General features: G+C 73.1%; 13 protein-coding genes. 7 read left to right on the top strand and 6 right to left on the bottom strand.

Annotated features, from left to right (window positions below; translation table 11 throughout):
• Positions 1-12 precede the first annotated feature (12 nt).
• Positions 13-5127, bottom strand: a complete 5115-nt coding sequence (locus tag I598_RS11175; RefSeq protein ID WP_157557216.1) for a DUF7927 domain-containing protein — start codon at positions 5125-5127, stop codon at positions 13-15.
• A 227-nt stretch (positions 5128-5354) separates the two neighbouring features.
• On the opposite strand from I598_RS11175, the gene nhaA reads away from it, so the two are divergent.
• From nhaA to I598_RS11195, 4 genes are all read left to right on the top strand, one after another.
• Positions 5355-7187 (top strand): Na+/H+ antiporter NhaA, encoded by a 1833-nt coding sequence (gene nhaA / locus I598_RS11180; RefSeq protein ID WP_083973204.1) that lies wholly within the window; start codon positions 5355-5357, stop codon positions 7185-7187.
• Between the two features lie 137 nt (positions 7188-7324).
• Complete coding sequence (locus I598_RS11185) at positions 7325-7660, top strand: PadR family transcriptional regulator (protein ID WP_068203028.1); 336 nt, start codon at positions 7325-7327, stop codon at positions 7658-7660.
• Position 7661: 1 nt separating this feature from the next.
• Complete coding sequence (locus I598_RS11190) at positions 7662-8654, top strand: permease prefix domain 1-containing protein (RefSeq protein WP_068203029.1); 993 nt, start codon at positions 7662-7664, stop codon at positions 8652-8654.
• Positions 8655-8734: 80 nt separating this feature from the next.
• Positions 8735-9370, top strand: coding sequence for a hypothetical protein (locus tag I598_RS11195; RefSeq protein ID WP_068203030.1), 636 nt, complete (start codon positions 8735-8737; stop codon positions 9368-9370).
• Between the two features lie 37 nt (positions 9371-9407).
• On the opposite strand, the gene I598_RS11200 is transcribed toward I598_RS11195, so the two are convergent.
• Complete coding sequence (locus I598_RS11200; RefSeq protein ID WP_068205225.1) at positions 9408-10022, bottom strand: dihydrofolate reductase family protein; 615 nt, start codon at positions 10020-10022, stop codon at positions 9408-9410.
• Positions 10023-10073: 51 nt separating this feature from the next.
• Complete coding sequence (locus tag I598_RS11205) at positions 10074-10718, bottom strand: hypothetical protein (protein WP_068203031.1); 645 nt, start codon at positions 10716-10718, stop codon at positions 10074-10076.
• A gap of 98 nt (positions 10719-10816) precedes the next feature.
• Between I598_RS11205 and I598_RS11210 the strand changes: the two genes are divergently transcribed.
• The 3 genes from I598_RS11210 (at position 10817) to I598_RS11220 (ending at position 12512) form a co-directional block, all read left to right on the top strand.
• Positions 10817-11809, top strand: a complete 993-nt coding sequence (locus I598_RS11210) for a GlxA family transcriptional regulator (protein WP_068203032.1) — start codon at positions 10817-10819, stop codon at positions 11807-11809.
• A gap of 65 nt (positions 11810-11874) precedes the next feature.
• Positions 11875-12105: a type II toxin-antitoxin system VapB family antitoxin gene (gene vapB / locus I598_RS11215; protein WP_068203033.1), complete on the top strand. Its 231-nt coding sequence runs from the start codon at positions 11875-11877 to the stop codon at positions 12103-12105.
• Positions 12102-12512 (top strand): type II toxin-antitoxin system VapC family toxin, encoded by a 411-nt coding sequence (locus I598_RS11220; protein WP_068203034.1) that lies wholly within the window; start codon positions 12102-12104, stop codon positions 12510-12512. Before vapB ends, I598_RS11220 begins: the two co-directional genes overlap by 4 nt.
• 35 nt (positions 12513-12547) lie before the next feature.
• On the opposite strand, the gene I598_RS11225 is transcribed toward I598_RS11220, so the two are convergent.
• The 3 genes from I598_RS11225 to I598_RS11235 all read right to left on the bottom strand — a co-directional run bounded on the left by I598_RS11225 (position 12548) and on the right by I598_RS11235 (position 16378).
• Positions 12548-13816: an arginine deiminase gene (locus I598_RS11225; RefSeq protein ID WP_068203035.1), complete on the bottom strand. Its 1269-nt coding sequence runs from the start codon at positions 13814-13816 to the stop codon at positions 12548-12550.
• A gap of 22 nt (positions 13817-13838) precedes the next feature.
• Entirely contained in the window at positions 13839-15212 is a 1374-nt protein-coding gene (locus I598_RS11230; protein WP_232314338.1) for a basic amino acid/polyamine antiporter, read from the bottom strand.
• Positions 15213-15427: 215 nt separating this feature from the next.
• Complete coding sequence (locus tag I598_RS11235) at positions 15428-16378, bottom strand: sugar phosphate isomerase/epimerase family protein (protein ID WP_068203037.1); 951 nt, start codon at positions 16376-16378, stop codon at positions 15428-15430.
• Positions 16379-16413 lie beyond the last annotated feature (35 nt).

The raw sequence follows: 16413 nt of genomic DNA on the forward strand, positions 1-16413 counted from the left end.
ACGCCCGGGCACTCAGTCCTGGGTGCGGCGGCGTCGGACCGCCCCCAGCAGCACCGCGCCGGTCACCAGGAGCAGCACGGCGACCGCGACGACCGCCGCCACGTCGGCACCCGTCCACGGCAGCGGGTCACCGCCGGGCACCGTCGGGCTCGGGGCCGGCGCGGCAGTGGGCGTGCCGCCGTCCGTCGGCGTCGGTGCGGGCGTCGGGGACGGCGTGGGCGTGGGGGAGGTCGTCGGCACCGGCGACGGCGTCGGCGGGACGACGACGGTCTGCGCCGAGCACGCCGGTGCGAGCGACGGGGCGGCCCCCGGCTCGGCGACCGCCGCGGAGCTCGGCACGGCGGAGCAGCTCGACTCGGCCGGACCGGTCACGGTGTTGACCAGGGTGGTCTCCGTGTCCAGGGCCTCGTCCACCGTGACGGAGAACGTGAGCGTCGCGGACTCCCCCGGCGCCAGGACGCCGGTCCACACCAGGTCCGGCAGCGCCGAGTCGTCGACGGTGCCCGATGTCGCCGCGGCGTCACCGTCGTAGGTCGCGCCGGTCAGCACGTCGGTGAGGTCGTCGACGACGACCGCCGGGCGGTCCGGCCCGTAGCCGACGGTCCCGTCGTTGGTCACCGTGACGGTGTAGGTCAGCGTGTCCCCCGGCGCGGCCTGCGCGACGTCCACCGACTTGGCGACGTCGAGCGAGCGCGGCGGGATCGTCACCGAGCAGCCGTCCTCCGTCCCGGTGGCACAGCTCGACTCCGCCGGGCCGGTCACGACGTTCTCGGCGACACCGTCCCCCGAGCCCGCCGGGCCCGTCGTCACCGTGTAGGCGATCGTCGCGGTCTCGCCCACCGCCAGCGGCCCGGACCACGTCAGGGTCGGCAGCGCCGAGTCGTCCACCGTCCCGACGTCGGCCGTGGCGTCCCCGGCGTAGGTGGCGTCGTCGAGCAGGTCGGACATGTCGTCCGTCACCGTCGCCGGGTCGGCGTCCGTGTACGGCACCTGTCCCGAGTTGGTCACCGTGATCGTGTACGCGACGTCCTCGCCCGGCACGAGCGCGTCGTCCGGAGTCGCGGACTTGAGGATCGTCAGCCCGCTGACCGGCGTGCTCGTCGAGCAGCCGCCCTCGGTGCCGTCGGTGCAGGTCGACTCCGGCGGGCCCGTGATCACGTTGTCCAGCGAGTGGTCGCCCGTCACCGGGTCGGCCACCGTCACCGAGTACGTGACCGTCGCGACGTCACCGGGCGCGAGCGCGCCCCGCCACTGCAGCGCCGGCGAGGCGAACTGGGTCGCCCCGGTGCTCGGGTCGGCGTCCCCGTCGTACGTCGCGTCGTCCAGCACCCCGGACAGGTCGTCGGTGAACCACGCCGGGTCGGCGCCGTCGTACGCCACCCGTCCGACGTTCTCCACCGTCACCGTGTACGTCACCGTGCCGCCCGGTGCGACGGACGCCGGCTCGGCCTCCTTGGTCACGGCGAGGGCCCGGACGGGGGTGGACGTGGCGCACCCGGCGGGCACCGGGTCCGCCCCGGCGTCGCAGGTGCCCTCGACCGGGCCGGTCACCGTGTTGTCCAGCACCCCGTCCCCCGTGAGCGGGTCGGCCACCGTCACCGAGTACGTGATCGTCGCGACCTCGCCCGGTGCCAGCGCCCCGCTCCACACCAGCGCGGGGAACGCGCCGTCGTCCACGGTGCCGACGTCGGCCGTCGCGTCGCCCGCGTAGGCCGCGTCGTCGGCGACCCCCGCCGCGTCGTCCGTGACGGTGGCCGGCGACCCCGCCGTGTACGGGACGTCGCCGGTGTTCTCCACGACGATCGTGTAGGTGACGGTCCCGCCCGGGAGCACCTCGGCCACGTCCGCCGACTTCGTGATCTCCAGCGCGCGCGGCGGGATCGTGACCGAGCAGCCCTCCTCGGTGCCGTCCAGGCAGTTCGACGCCGGCGGCCCCGTCACCGTGTTCAACGCCGTGCCGTCCCCCGTGCCCGGGTCGTCGACCGTCACCGAGTACGTGATCGTGGCCGTCTCGCCGACCGCCAGGGCCCCCGACCACGTGAGCGTCGGCAGCGCCGAGTCGTCCACCGTGCCGACGTCGGCGCTCGCGTCGTCGCCGTACGTCGCGTCGTCGACCACCGCCGACAGGTCGTCCGTCACCGTGGCCGGGGCGCCCGTCGGGTAGTCGACCTCGCCGGAGTTCGTCACCGTCACCGTGTAGACGATCTGCTCCCCCGGGACCAGGTCCTGGTCGGGCGTGGCGGACTTGAGGATCGTCAGCTCCCGGACGGGCGTGCTCGTCGAGCAGCCGTCCACCGCACCGGGCTCCACGCCCGAGCAGCTCGACTCGTCGGGCCCGGTCACCACGTTGTCCAGCAGGTGGTCGCCCGTCACCGGGTCGTCCACCGTCACCGAGTACGTGACCGTCGCGACCTCCCCCGGGTCGAGGGTGCCCGTCCAGGTCAGGGTGGGCAGCGCGGAGTCGTCGACCGACCCCGTGTCGGCCGTCGCGTCGCCGTCGTACGTCGCGTCGTCGAGCACGCCGGACAGGTCGTCGTCGAACGTCGCGGGCGCGACCACCGTGTAGGGCGCCTGCCCCGTGTTCTCGACCGTCACCGTGTACCCGACGACGCCGCCGGGCAGCGTCTCCGCCGGGTCCGCGACCTTGACGATCTCCAGCGACCGCACCCGCGTCGTCGTCGTGCAGCCCTCCTCCGTGCCGTCCACGCACGTGGACTCCACGGGTCCGGTGACGACGTTGGTGAGCACGCCGTCGCCCGTCACCGGGTCGTCGACCGTCACCGAGTACGTGACCGTCGCGGTCTCGCCGACGTCCAGCGCGCCGGACCAGGTCAGGGCCGGCAGCGCCGAGTCGTCGACCGACCCGACGTCCGCCGCCGCGTCGCCGTCGTACGTCGCGTCGTCGAGCACCTCGGTGAGGTCGTCGGTGAACGCCGCCGGGCTGCCCGCGGTGTACGGCACGTCCCCGGAGTTCGTCACGGTGACCGTGTAGGTGACCGTGTCGCCCGGGACCACCACGGTGGCGTCCGCCGTCTTGGTGACGGCGAGCCCGCTCGGCGGGATCACGACGAAGCAGCCGTCCTCCGTGCCGTCGACGCAGTTCGACTCCGGCGGACCCGTCACCCGGTTCACGGCCGTCCCGTCGCCGGAACCCTCCTCCCCCACCGCCACGGTGTAGGTGATCGTCGCCGTCGCGCCGACCGCCAGCGGACCCGACCACGTGATGACCGGCAGCGCCGAGTCGTCCACCGTCCCGACGTCCGCCGCCGCGTCGCCCTCGTACGCGGCGTCGTCGAGCAGCTCGCTCATGTCGTCGGAGATCGTCGCGGGGTCGTCGGCGGTGTAGTCGTACCGGCCGGTGTTGGCGACCGTGATCGTGTAGGCGATCTCCTCGCCCGGTACCAGGGCCTCGTCCGGCTCGGCCGACTTGGTGATCGTCAGCCCGCGCACCGGGGTGGACGTCGAGCAGCCGTCCTCCGTGCCGTCCACGCAGGTGGACTCCCCCGGGCCGGTCACCACGTTGGTCAGGACGCCGTCGCCGCCCGGCGGGTCGTCCACCGTCACCTCGGCGGTGACCGTGGCGGTCTCGCCCACGCCGAGGGCACCCGACCAGGTGAGCGTCGGCAGGGCGGAGGTGTCCACCGTCCCGGCGTCGGCGTCGGCCGCGACGAACGTGGCGTCGTCGAGCACCCCCGCCAGGTCGTCGGTGAAGGTCGCCGGGTCGTCGTCCGTGTAGGCCACCTCCCCCGAGTTCTCCACCACCACCGTGTACGTCACCGTGTCCCCGGGGGCCGCGTCGGCGACGTCGGCCGTCTTGGTGATCGTCAGGCCAGCCTCGGGCTCGTCGTCGGTGAACTCGACCGTCGCGTCCGCGGGCGGCGCCAGCCCCGTCAGGGCGGAGATGTCGTCCGGGCCGTTCGTGTACACGGCCGCGGTGTCCGACGTCACGTCCACGGAGAAGGTGCAGGTCTCGAACCCCTCCGGGAACGCCGGACCGTTCACCGACAGCGTGGTCGCACCGGCCACCGGACCCCAGAAGTACTGTCCGCAGGTGTCGGTCGCGTTCGGCGGGTCCGCGACGACGAGTCCCGGGGCCAGGTCGTCCGTGAACGAGTAGGCGGGCTTGGGGCCGAGCTCGCTGGTGTTCGTGACGGTGAACGTCAGGGTCGACGTCGATCCCACGGGGGTCACCGCCGGGTCGAACGACTTGTCGAGCTGGTTGGTCACGTCCTCGGCCCACACGTTGTCGATGACGAAGTCGTTCCCCTGGCCGACCCCGACCCCGTTCTCGGCCTCGATCGTGTAGGAGCCCGGCGGGACGTTGACCCCGGTGTGGAAGAGCGAGGAGGTGAAGGTGCCGACGTGGACGGTGATCTCCTCCCCGTCCGGGGTCGTCACCGTGGTCTCCGGGAAGCCGCACGGCTCGAAGTTCGGGCTGAGGCCCTGGTCGGTGATCGGGAAACGGTTGCCCGCGTCGTCGACGAGGTCGAACATCAGCACCGACGGCGAGGACTCGCAGTTCATCGCCGCGACGTCGGCGCTCAGGACCACCTGGCGCTCGTCGGGCACGGTGATGGGGGTCTGCGACGCGCCGACCACGAGCCCGGAGGCGATGGGCTCCGCGTTGGACGTGTAGTAGGCGACCGCCGCGTTCGTCTCGGGCGACGGGTCACCCGCGTGCTCGCCGATCGCCGTGGTCATGCCCTGCAGGTGGTCGAAGCTCGCCTCGGGGGTCTCGGTGCCGATCGTGGAGTCCGCGTTCGTGCAGTCCTCGGGCAGCTGAGTGCTCGTGGCGTCGATGACGAAGCCGTTGCAGTTCGGCCGGTCCGCCCACGGGGGGTCCGCGGTGTAGGTGGTCTGGAGGCCGACGTAGTCCGGCAGGAGGAGGTTCTGCCCGTCGCCCGCGTTCTCGTAGTCCTCCGAGAACAGCGGGACCGGCGGTTGCGGGACCCCCGGGTCGCCCGGCGCGGCGGCCGCCGGGGGCGGCGCGGTCGCCGTCAGGCCGGTCGTCACCACCGCGCCCGCGAGCGCCAGCGTCAGCGCGGTCGTCGCCGCGACGGTCCTGCGGGTCCCTGCCCGCCGTGCCACCGTCCGGCTGCGCCGGCGGGTGGTCGTGCCCCTGTTCACGCCGTCCGCTCCGTCCCCGATACCCTGCACCTGCCTCTGTCGCCACTCTCGCACCACCGGGTCGAGTTGTCGCGACATGCGACGAAGAGTTCGCCCTGAGACGTTTTCGCCCCGCTCGGGCGGGTTTCCGCCGGCAACGATCGGCCGGTCCCGGCCCGTGGTCCCGACTGGCCACGACGCCTCGCAGCGGCGACCCTGGTGCCGTCACCCAGTCCCCGGAGGACCCCATGGCACGCTCCCTCCTCGAGCGGCTGCGCACCGAGTCCGGTGCCGCGCTGCTCTTGATCGCCGTCACGCTGTTCGCCCTGCTCTGGGCGAACTCGCCGTGGTCCGGGGCCTACGAGCACCTGTGGGAGACGCCGGTGCTCGTCGAGATCGGCGACCTCGCGTTCGACATGGACCTGCACCACTGGGTCAACGACGGCCTCATGGTCGTGTTCTTCTTCGTCGTCGGCCTCGAGGTGCGCCAGGAGCTGGCGCTCGGGTCGCTGCGGCAGCGCCGCCAGCGGCTGCTGCCGGTCGTCGCGGGGACCGTCGGCGTGCTCGTGCCCGCCGGGATCTACCTCGCCGTCGCCGGGCGGGTCGCCCCGGAGGGGTGGGGCGTCGTCGTCGGCACCGACACCGCGTTCCTGCTCGGCGTGCTGGCGCTCGTCGGGCCGACGATGTCGAGCCAGCTCCGCGTGTTCCTCCTGACGCTGTCGGTCGTGGACGACTTCCTCGCCGTCACCGTCATCGGCGTCTTCTACTCCGAGGGGGTGCGCCTGACCCCGCTCCTGATCGCGGTCGCCTGCCTCGGCGCGCTGTGGCTGCTCGGCCGGATGCGGGCCTGGCGCAGCGGGCCCTACGTGGTGGTCGTCGTCGTGCTGTGGGGCGCCACCGTCCAGGCGGGCATCCACCCGTCCATCGCCGGGATGCTCGCCGGGCTGCTCGTGCCCGCGGTCGCGACCCGGCGTGACGACGTCGTGGCGGCCAAGGGCCTGTTCCGCGCCTACTGGCAGTCGCCGGACGCGAGCATGGCGCGCGACGTCCGGCTCGGTCTGGCCCGCTCCATCTCGGTGAACCAGCGGCTGCACGAGGTGCTGCGCTCGCCCGTGTCGCTCGTCGTCGTGCCGGTGTTCGTGCTCGCCAACGCGGGGATCGACCTGCGCGGCGGCGCGCTCGGCGCGGCGCTCGCCTCGTCGGTCACGTGGGGCGTCGTGGCGGGGCTCGTCGTCGGCAAGCTGGTCGGCATCGGCGCGGGCACGTGGATCGCGCTGCGGCTGCGGCTGGGCACCCTGCCCGACGGCGTGGGCCCGGGCAGCGTGCTCGGCGGGGCGGCGCTGTCCGGCATCGGGTTCACGGTGTCCCTGCTGGTGGCCGGGCTGGCGTTCGACGACCCGGCGCACACGCAGGCCGCGACCATCGGCGTGCTGATCTCGCTGGTGCTCGCGAGCCTGCTCGGCTGGGCGCTGTTCTCCCTGGCCCGGGTGCGGTGGGGCGAGACCAGCGCCGACCTGCCGGTGCAGCTCGACCCGCCCGTCGACACCCACCGTGACCATGTGCGCGGCGACGACGACGCGGCGCACACGGTCGTGGAGTACCTCGACTTCGAGTGCCCGTTCTGCGCGCGGGCCACCGGCATGTGGAAGGACCTGCACGAGCACTTCGGCGACCGGGTCCGCTACGTCGTGCGGCACCTGCCTCTCGACGACGTGCACCCGCACGCGCGGCTCGCCGCGGTGGCCGCGGAGGCGGCACACCGCCAGGGTCGGTTCTGGGAGATGCACGACCGGTTGTTCGCCCACCAGTCGCACCTCACCGCGGACGACCTGCGGGAGCACGCAGCCGCCGTCGGCCTGGACCTCGACCGGTTCGACGCCGACGTCGCCGACGAGGCGCTGCACGCCCGCGTGGAGGCCGACGTCGACAGCGCCCGGGCGAGCGGTGCGCGCGGCACGCCGACGTTCTTCCTCGACGGCCACCGGCACCGGGGTCCGCACGACGCCGGCACGCTGATCGCGGCGCTGGAGGCGTCGGAGCGCGCCGCCGCCGCCGATCCCGCGCGGCGCCGGCGGTCCTGACCACGCGGTCCCTGTTCCGTCGAGCGTCTCTGAAGGTCGGGAATCAGCCGTCCACTCGCGACATCCGGAGACGCTCGACGCACGTCTGGAGCCTGTGCCGTTGCCTATAGTGTGTGACGCACAGTAATGTGACGGCCATGAGCGAGACCGAGTCCCTCGACACGCACCTCCAGGAGCTGCGACGCGGCACCGTCGTGCTGGCGTGCCTGCGGCTGCTGCGGACGCCGGGCTACGGGTACGGCCTCCTCCAGGAGCTGGACCGGCGCGGGTTCACCACCGACGCCAACACGCTCTACCCGCTGCTGCGCCGCCTGGAGAAGCAGGGGCACCTGGTCAGCGAGTGGAACACCGACGAGTCCAGGCCGCGCAAGTTCTACCGCACCAGCGACGCCGGCGCCCGCCTGGCGCGCACCCTCACCGACGACCTCCGCGCGATCACGACGGCGGTCGACGCCCTGCCCGAGGAGAGCTGACATGGCTGCCGGAACGGACGCCCCCACCCTGACCGACCGCTACGTCGAGACCGTCGTCCGGGCGCTGCCGGCACGGCAGCGCGACGACGTCGCCCGCGAGCTGCGCGCCTCCGTCGCCGACCAGGTCGAGGGGCGCGTCGAGGCCGGCGAGCCCGCCGACGTGGCCGAGCGGGCCGTGCTCACCGAGCTCGGCGACCCCGACGAGCTCGCCGCCGGCTACGCCGACCGCCCGCTGTGGCTGGTCGGACCCCGCTTCTTCGTCGCCTGGCGACGCCTCGTCGTGCTGCTGCTGTGGATCGTGACGCCGATCGTCGCGTTCGCCGTCGCGCTCGGGCAGACGCTGAGCGACGCCGGGCTCGGCGCCACGATCGGCACGACCGTCGGCGCGACGATCACCACCGGCGTCCACCTCGTGTTCTGGACGACGGTCGTGTTCGCCGTCCTCGAGCGCCACGCCACTCCCGCGGAGGCCGGGATCGAGCCGTGGACCCTCGACCGGTTGGCCGCGCCGGAACGGGCGCGGGCGCCGTTCTGGGAGATGGTCACGACCCTCGTCTTCCTGGCCCTGGCGGCGGGCGTGATCGTGTGGGACCGCCTGGTCGGCCTCGCCTGGGTCGAGGGCGCCGGGTGGACGGGCGAGTGGATGCCCGTCCTCGACCCGGCGCTGTGGCCCTGGTGGGTCGCCGCGCTCTTCGCCGCGATGGCCGCCACCGCGGCGCTGTCGGTCGCGGTCTGGGCCCGCGGCGGCTGGACGTACCCGCTCGCCACGGGCAACGCGCTGCTGAACGTCGTGGTGGCCGGCCCCACGATCTGGCTGCTCGCCCAGGACCGGCTGTTCAACCCGGAGCTCGTCACCGCCCTGACGGCGATGGGCGCGGAGGACCTCGACGACGTCGTGCCGACCGTGTTCGCGTTCCTCGTCGCCGGGATCGCCGTCTGGTCCGTGATCGACGCCTTCCGCAAGGCGCACCGCCGGGCCCGGGAGGTTCGATGAGCACCGGCCACCCCTGTCGCCGCAGGTCGCGGCTGCCCTAGGGTGCGGTCGCACGTCGTCGTCGCCACGGAGGTCCGCTCATGTCGTTGTACGCACGGAAGCCCACCCGGTTCGCCCGCCAGCTCACCGGGGACCTGCTCCTGGTCGCCTGGACCGGCGCGTGGGCGTGGGTCGGCCTGACGGTGCACGACCTCACGGCGGAGCTGGCCCGCCCCGGGCTGGCGACGGCGACGGCCGCCGACGACATCGCGAGCCGCTTCCACGACGTCGAGGGCACGATCCAGGGCGTCCCGGCGGTCGGCGACGACCTCGCCCTGCCCTTCGGCGAGGCCGCGGCCGCCGCCGCCACGGTGGCCCACGCGGGGCGTGCGCAGGCAGAGACCGTCACCGACGTCGCGTTCTGGCTGGGGATCGCCGTCTTCCTGCTGCCGGTGCTGCTGGTCGCCGTGCTGTACGTGCCGCTGCGCGTCGCCTTCGTACGGCGCACCGCTGCGGCCCGACGGCTCGCCGCGTCCGACCCGGCGCTGCTCGCCCTGCGGGCGATGAGCAACCTGCCGCTGCGGACCCTGGCCAAGGTCTCGGCGGACCCGGTCGGGGCGTGGCGCGACGACGACCCCGTCGTTGTCCGCACCCTGGCCGACCTCGAGCTCGACCGTCTCGGCCTGCCGCCGGCCCGGACGAAGCCGCAGCGCCCGGCGCCGCAGCCGGTCCGGTAGCACGCAACGAGCGGCCGTGCCGCAGCGCGACCACCGTCTAGGGGGACAGCTGCCGGCGACGCGTGCCGTCCGCGGTGCGCCGGTACGTGAGGATGACGACGCCGCTGGGGGTGACCACGCTGTCAGTGAGGTCGAACCCGGCCGCACGTCCCTGGTCGTCGAACATGCGCTTGCCGGTCCCCAGCACGACCGGGAAGACGAGCAGGCGGTACTCGTCGACGAGGTCGAGCTCGGCGAGCCCACGGACCAGCCGGGCGGAACCGAGCACGAGAAGGTCGCCGGTCGCCCGGTCCCTGACGTCCACGACCGCCGGAGCCAGCTCGCCGACGACCGCGTGGGAGTTCGACCAGCCGAGGCGACCCGGCGACGACGTGACGACGAACTTCGGCATGCGGTTCATGGCCGCGACGGCGGGCTCGGACTCGTCGGCGCCCGACCACGCGGCGGCGAGGATGTCGTAGGACCGGCGGCCGAGCAGCATCCCGCCCGCGCCCGTCGTCGCCGTCCGCAGGAACGCGTCGACCGTCCCGTCGGCGTACGGCACGATCCACCCGCCGTGCTCGAACCCGCCGTCCCTGTCCTCGTCCGGCGACAGCGGGGACTGGACGACCCCGTCGATGCTGACGAAGTTCACCACCACGATCCGGCCCATGAGCACCCCCTCGGTCCGATGATGCGCCGCCAGGGCCTCTCCCGCCGGGGATCACATCCACAGCGGCACCAGGAGCACGCCCACCCCGAGGGTGAGGTCGAGGCCGGCGCACCACTCGGCCAGCGAGCGGGACACCACCTCGTGCCTCCTCCAGTGCACGACGTCCCAGACCGTGTGCCCGATCAGGCCCACCGCCACGACGACCCGGCCCAGGTCCGGGTCGAACGCGAGGGCCGCGAACGACACCCCGAGGAACGCTGCCGCGCTCCACGGCTGCCACCGGTACAGGTCCTGGCGGCTCCACGTGCCCTGCACCGCGCCCACCAGGACCGCCGCCGCGCACAGGAGCAGCAGCCCGACGAGCACCCCGGTGGGGGGCGCCCCCGCGAGCCGCGAGCCCACCACCAGCACGGTGAGCGCGCCGACGACCGGCCACGACCACCCCGGGCGGACCAGCGCCGCGACGACCACGTACCCCGTCGTCGCCAGGAGCAGGACCATGAGCACACCCGAGACGTCGTGCGGGTCGTCGAGGGCGATCTGGAACCCACCCAGCGCCACGCCGGCCACGAGGGGCCAGCGGCGCACGACGGTCCCGAGCAGGCCGACGCCTCCTGGCCGGCCGGGGTCCGGGCCCGCCGACGGGACGGGGGAGCTGGTGGTGGCCGGCGACGGTGCCGAGGGGTTCGTGTCCATCCCTCGACGCTAAGGACGCCGGGAGGGCGTCGGGGCGGGCACCGTGATTCGTGGCCGGAATCCTGGGACACTCGTCCGAACGCCACCGAGGGGGCACGATGACGACCCGTCCCGTCGCGGTGATCGCCTACGACGGTGCCGAGCTGCTCGACATCGCGTGCATCACCACGCCGTTCTACCTCGCGAACCACGTCGTGCCCACGCACGACGCCTACGACGTGCGGGTGGTGAGCCTGGACGGCGGCCCGGTCCGCACCGAGTCCGGGCTGACGCTGCACGCCGACGGCGCCCTGCAGCTCCTGGCGGGCCCGGTGGACACCGTGGTGGTGAGCGGTGGGCTCGGGCACCTGCACGCGGCCACGCTCGCGCCGCTGCTGCACCACGTGCGACGGCTGGCCGCCGACAGCCGCCGGGTGGCGTCCGTCTGCACCGGGACGAGCGTGCTGGCCGCCGCCGGTCTGCTCGACGGCCGCCGCGCGACCACGCACTGGCGGTTCGCCGCCGACCTCGCCCGCCGCCACCCCGAGGTCACCGTCGACCCGGACCCGATCTTCGTCCGGGACGGCAACGTCGCGACCGCCGCCGGGGTCACCAGCGCGCTCGACCTCACCCTCGCGTTCATCGAGGAGGACCTTGGTTCCCGCGTCGCGCGCATCGTGGCGCAGAACCTCGTCACCTACCTCCAGCGGCCGGGAAACCAGGCACAGATGAGCCTCTTCACGGCGCAGGTCGGTGCCGCCGACGAGCACGGCACCGTCCGGGAGGCGGTCGGCTTCATCACGACCCACCTCGACGGCGACCTGTCGACGGGGGCCGTCGCCGCGGCCGTCGGCGTCAGCCCCCGGCACCTGGGCCGACTCTTCCGGGACCACACCGGTCGGCCACCCGCGCAGTTCGTCCGGCGGGCCCGCATCGAGGCCGCCGCCCGGCTGCTGGAGTCCACCACCCTGCCCGTCGCCACCGTCGCGCACCGGTGCGGGTTCCGCTCCGCCGAGGCGCTCCGCCAGAGCTTCACCAGCCACTACGCGACGTCGCCGACGTCGTACCGGACGCGGTTCGCACGCGCCGCTGCGGAGGGACCGGCGCCCTGAGGCACGCCTCCGGCGAGAACGTCGATGCTCGTATATCCTCCTCGTATATACCGAGGAGGTCGACGATGCGCACGACGGTCTTTCGCAACAACCGGACGCAGGCGGTCAGGCTGCCCAAGGCGGTGGCTCTGCCGGACGACGTCCGCGAGGTCGACGTGCGGGTCGTCGGGCGGACCCGTGTGATCGAGCCGGCCGGCACCGGCTGGGACGAGTGGTTCGATCACGGCCTGCGCGTCGGCGACGACTTCCTGACGGACCGGGACCAGGGCGAGGCCGACGACCGGGCAGGGCTGTGAACACCCTCTACCTGCTCGACACGAACATCCTCATCGCCCTGCTCCGCGACCGCGGCGACGCTGCCCGACGACGGCTCGTGGAGGCGACCGGGCGCGTCGGCGTCTCGACGATCAGCGAGATGGAGCTCGAGTACGGGATCGAGCGGTCGGCGAGCCCGGCCCGCAACCGTCAGGCCGTCGACGAGCTCCTGTCCCTCGTGGAGGTCATCGACCTCGACTCCCTCGCCGCGATGCACGCGGGCCGCATCCGCGCCGTCCTCGCCGCCCGCGGGACGCCGATCGGACCGTACGACGCCCTGCTCGCCGGGCACGCCCGGTCGCTCGGGCTCGTCATGGTGACGAACAACGTCCGCGAGTTCTCCCGGGTCCCCGGGCTGGAGGTCGAGGACTGGTTGTCCGAGCCCTGACCGGCGTCCGCTCGGCCCGCCGCGGGGCCCGCACGTCAGTCCAGCGGGTCGCGGACCAGCGGGCAGGTCATGCAGTGCCCGCCGCCGCGGCCGCGGCCGAGCTCGGCTCCGACGATGGTGATGACCTCGACGCCCTCGCGACGCAGGGCGGCGTTGGTGAGGGTGTTGCGGTCGTAGGTGAACACGACGCCGGGCTCGAGAGCGACGGCGTTGTTGCCGGAGTCCCACTGCTGGCGCTCGGAGGCGTACACGTCCCCCGCGGTCTCGACGACGCGCAGGGCGGGCAGACCCATGGCGCGGGCGACGACGTCGACGAACGGCGTGCCGCCCTCGTCGCTGACCTCCAGGCCGGGGGCCTTGTCGGAGGGGCGCAGGACGTACGGGTGGATGCCGTCGACGATGCGCGGGTGCACGGTGACGAGGTCGCGGTCCGCGAACGTGAACACGGTGTCCAGGTGCATGGCGGCGCGCAGCCGCGGCATCCCCGCGACGACGACCTGCTCGGCGGCGCCGGCGTCGAACAGCGCCTTGGCGAGCTGGCTGATGGCCTGCCGGGAGGTGCGCTCGCTCATCCCCACCAGCACGACGCCACCGCCGACGGGCATGACGTCCCCGCCCTCGAGGGTGGCCTGTCCCCAGTCCTGCTCGGGGTCGCCCCACCAGACGGTGGAGTCGGCGTAGTCGGGGTGGAAGGAGTAGATCGCCTTCATGAGCAGCGTCTCCTCCTTCCGCGCCGGCCAGTACAGCGGGTTGAGGGTGAGGCCGCCGTAGATCCAGCAGGTGGTGTCCCGGGTGTACAGGGTGTTGGGCAGCGGCGGCAGCAGGTACTCGCGGGCGTCGGGCGTCTCGCGGGCGAGCGACACGTAGCCGGTGCGGAAGTCGGTGGGCAGGTCGTCGGTGGACAGCCCGCCGATGAGGTACCGGGAGAGCTCGCGCGGCGTGAGGGTCTCCAGGTAGGCGCGGGTGCCGTCGACCAGTCCCAGGCCGACCTGGTTCGGCACGACCTTCAGGTCGAGGAGCCAGTCGCGGGCGGCGCCGATCGCCATGGTCTCGGCGAGCAGGTCGTGCAGCTCGACGACCTCCACCCCCCGGTTGGTGAGCTTGTTGACGAAGTCCAGGTGGTCGCGCTGCGCGGACTCCACCCACAGGACGTCGTCGAACAGCAGCTCGTCGGAGTTGCTGGGCGTCAGTCGCTCGTGCGCCAGCCCGGGCGCGCACACCAGCACCTTGCGCAGGCGACCCACCTCGGAGTGCACGCCGTGCACCGGTCGCTGCACGTCCTCGGTCCCTCGTCCCAGCCTCATCGATCGTCCTCTCGTCGGGGTCTCACAGCTCGATCCACCCGGCCGCCAGCGCCACGACACCGATCACGGCACCGGCCGCGACGACGGCGAACAGCGTGAGCTCGACCGGGGTGAAGACACGTCGTCCCTGCTCGCGTCGGGTCATGGCGAACAGGACGGTGGCGGGGGCGTAGAAGATCAGCGACACCAGGAGGAACTCCCACCCGGCCGCGAAGACGAGGAACACCGTGTACACGGTGGCCAGGACGGCGACGACGAGGTCCCCGCGCAGCGTGCCGGGCGACGCGCCGTCGTACGTCTCGCGGGTCGCGCGCAGCTTGACCGCGTAGGCCGCCGCCAGCAGGAAGGGGATCAGCGTCATCGACGCCGTGAGGTCGAGGGCGAAGTCGAAGGCGTCGGCGGAGAAGTAGGTGACGACGAGGACCACCTGCGACAGCGCGGTGCTCAGCAGCAGCGCGTTGACGGGGACGTCGTCGTCGGACCGGGCGAGGAACCGCGGCATGTCGCGGTCCTTCGCGGCCACGTACATGACCTCGGCCGCCATGAGGGTCCACGCGAGGTAGGCGCCCAGCACGGACACGATGAGCCCGACGCTGACGAACACCGCACCCCAGGAGCCGACGGCGGCCTCCAGCACGCCCGCCATCGACGGCTGGCGCAGCGCGGCGATCTCGCCCACGGGCAGGATGCCGTACGACACGATCGTCACCGACGCGAAGACGCACAGCACGGAGACGAACCCGAGGATGGTCGCGCGGCCGACGTCCTCGCGGCGGCGCGCGTGCCGCGAGTAGACGCTCGCGCCCTCCACGCCGAGGAACACGAACACGGTGACGAGCATCGTGGCACGCACCTGGTCGAACAGGGAGCCGTATCCCTCACCGCCCCAGTTCGCGGCGAACACCTGCGGGTCGAACGCGAAGATCGCGAGCAGGACGAACACCAGGATGGGGATGACCTTCGCGACGGTGACGACGCGGTTGATCGCCGCCGCCTCCTTGACGCCCCGGCGCACCAGCAGGAAGAAGGCCCACAGCCCCACCGAGGACAGGGCGATCGCGAGCACGGTGTCGCCCTCGCCGAGCGCGGGCACCCACTGCCCGAGCGTCGACATGATGAGCACCCAGTAGGTGACGTTGCCGACGCAGGCGCTGGCCCAGTACCCCGCCGCGGAGAAGAAGCCCGTGTACTCCCCGAACCCCGCCTTGGCGTACGCGTACACCCCGGCGTCCAGGTCGGGGCGGCGCATCGCGAGCCGCTGGAACACCAGCGCGAGCGTGTACATGCCCGCCCCGGCGATCACCCACGCGACCAGCGCGCCCGCGACCCCCGTCTCGCCGGCGAACCGCGCGGGCAGCGAGAACACGCCCGCCCCCACCATCGAGCCGACCACCATCGCGGTCAGGGTGACCAGCGTGACCTTCGTCCCGGTGGTCCTCGTCGCCTCGTCGGTCACCACTACCTCCGCGGGTCGGCTGCAACCTGGCACGATGCTGGCACGACCGGCCCGGATCGGCGCGGGCAACGTCGGCGAGAACGGGTCGGAGCTCGTCGACGACGCGCGGACGGGCGCCCGGGGAGACCCCGGACGCCCGTCGAGGAGCTCGTCGGTCAGAACGAGTAGCACGTGAGGAAGTCGAACGACTCCTCGGCGAACTCCTTGTCGGCCGGTGCGCCGTCCCGCTCGAGCACGTACAGCTTCACCTTGCCCTGGGCGGCGTCGAGGATCGGGCCCCACTCCATGTCGCCGTCACCCACGTTGCCGGGGATGCCCCGCCCGTCGCCGTTGAGGTCGCCGTCCTTGATGTGCAGGAGCTCGACGCGGTCGCCGTGCTCCTCCAGGAGCGCAGCCACGTCGACGCCGGCGTCGGCCGCCCAGAAGGTGTCGAGCTCGAAGGTGACGTACCGGGGGTCGGTGTTCTCCACCAGGATCTCCCAGGCGCTCTTCATCTCACCGGTCTCGGGGTCCGCGTACTGCGTCGTGAACTCCGACTGGTGGTTGTGGCCGAAGAACTTGCCCGTGCCGTTCTTCACCGAGCGCTCGCCGAGCCGGTTCATGGTGTCGGCGGTGGCGAGGACGTTCTCGTAGCCGCCCCCGATCCCGGGCGCGGCGAACCCGCCGGACCCGACGTACTTCTGCCCCAGGTCCTTGGCGTACTCCAGCGTGGTGTCGAACGTCGCCTCGGTGGTGCTGCCGTGCGAGCTGGGCGCTTTGAGCCCGTAGCTCTTGAGGACGTCGCGGAACTCCGCGACCGTGTAGTCCTCGTAGGAGCCGAAGCCGCCGGGCGAGCCGAACGGCTCGACGTTCTTGAAGCCGATCTCCTCGAGCTCGGCGAGCACCCCGTCGATGCCGATCTGGCCCTGCCAGCCGAGGTAGCTGAACAGCTGGATCGAGATCTTGCTCGCGGGGATGCTCCGGCCGGCGCACTGTGACGCGCCGTTCGCCTTGTCGCTCTTCGGTGCCGCGACCGCCGAGGTGGTGCTGCCGGCGAGCAGACCGCCGGCGAGCAGCGCGGCGGTGGCGGTCGTGGCGAGCATCCGGTGGGTGATGGTCCTGCGCATGGTTCCTCCTGGGGATGGTCCGACGTCGTCGTTGG

Origin of the sequence: Isoptericola dokdonensis DS-3, assembly GCF_001636295.1 — a bacterium.
GTDB classification, from domain to species: Bacteria; Actinomycetota; Actinomycetes; order Actinomycetales; family Cellulomonadaceae; genus Isoptericola; species Isoptericola dokdonensis.

What these genes read in the sequence shown, in the direction of transcription:
- nhaA (WP_083973204.1), top strand. Translation starts at nt 5,355, where the DNA reads ATGGCACGCTCCCTCCTCGAGCGGCTGCGCACCGAGTCCGGTGCCGCG.
- I598_RS11210 (WP_068203032.1), top strand. Translation starts at nt 10,817, where the DNA reads ATGACGACCCGTCCCGTCGCGGTGATCGCCTACGACGGTGCCGAGCTG.
- I598_RS11200 (WP_068205225.1), bottom strand. Translation starts at nt 10,022, where the DNA reads ATGGGCCGGATCGTGGTGGTGAACTTCGTCAGCATCGACGGGGTCGTC.
- I598_RS11235 (WP_068203037.1), bottom strand. Translation starts at nt 16,378, where the DNA reads ATGCGCAGGACCATCACCCACCGGATGCTCGCCACGACCGCCACCGCC.
- I598_RS11225 (WP_068203035.1), bottom strand. Translation starts at nt 13,816, where the DNA reads ATGAGGCTGGGACGAGGGACCGAGGACGTGCAGCGACCGGTGCACGGC.
- I598_RS11185 (WP_068203028.1), top strand. Translation starts at nt 7,325, where the DNA reads ATGAGCGAGACCGAGTCCCTCGACACGCACCTCCAGGAGCTGCGACGC.
- I598_RS11195 (WP_068203030.1), top strand. Translation starts at nt 8,735, where the DNA reads ATGTCGTTGTACGCACGGAAGCCCACCCGGTTCGCCCGCCAGCTCACC.
- I598_RS11190 (WP_068203029.1), top strand. Translation starts at nt 7,662, where the DNA reads ATGGCTGCCGGAACGGACGCCCCCACCCTGACCGACCGCTACGTCGAG.
- vapB (WP_068203033.1), top strand. Translation starts at nt 11,875, where the DNA reads ATGCGCACGACGGTCTTTCGCAACAACCGGACGCAGGCGGTCAGGCTG.
- I598_RS11230 (WP_232314338.1), bottom strand. Translation starts at nt 15,212, where the DNA reads ATGGTGGTCGGCTCGATGGTGGGGGCGGGCGTGTTCTCGCTGCCCGCG.
- I598_RS11205 (WP_068203031.1), bottom strand. Translation starts at nt 10,718, where the DNA reads ATGGACACGAACCCCTCGGCACCGTCGCCGGCCACCACCAGCTCCCCC.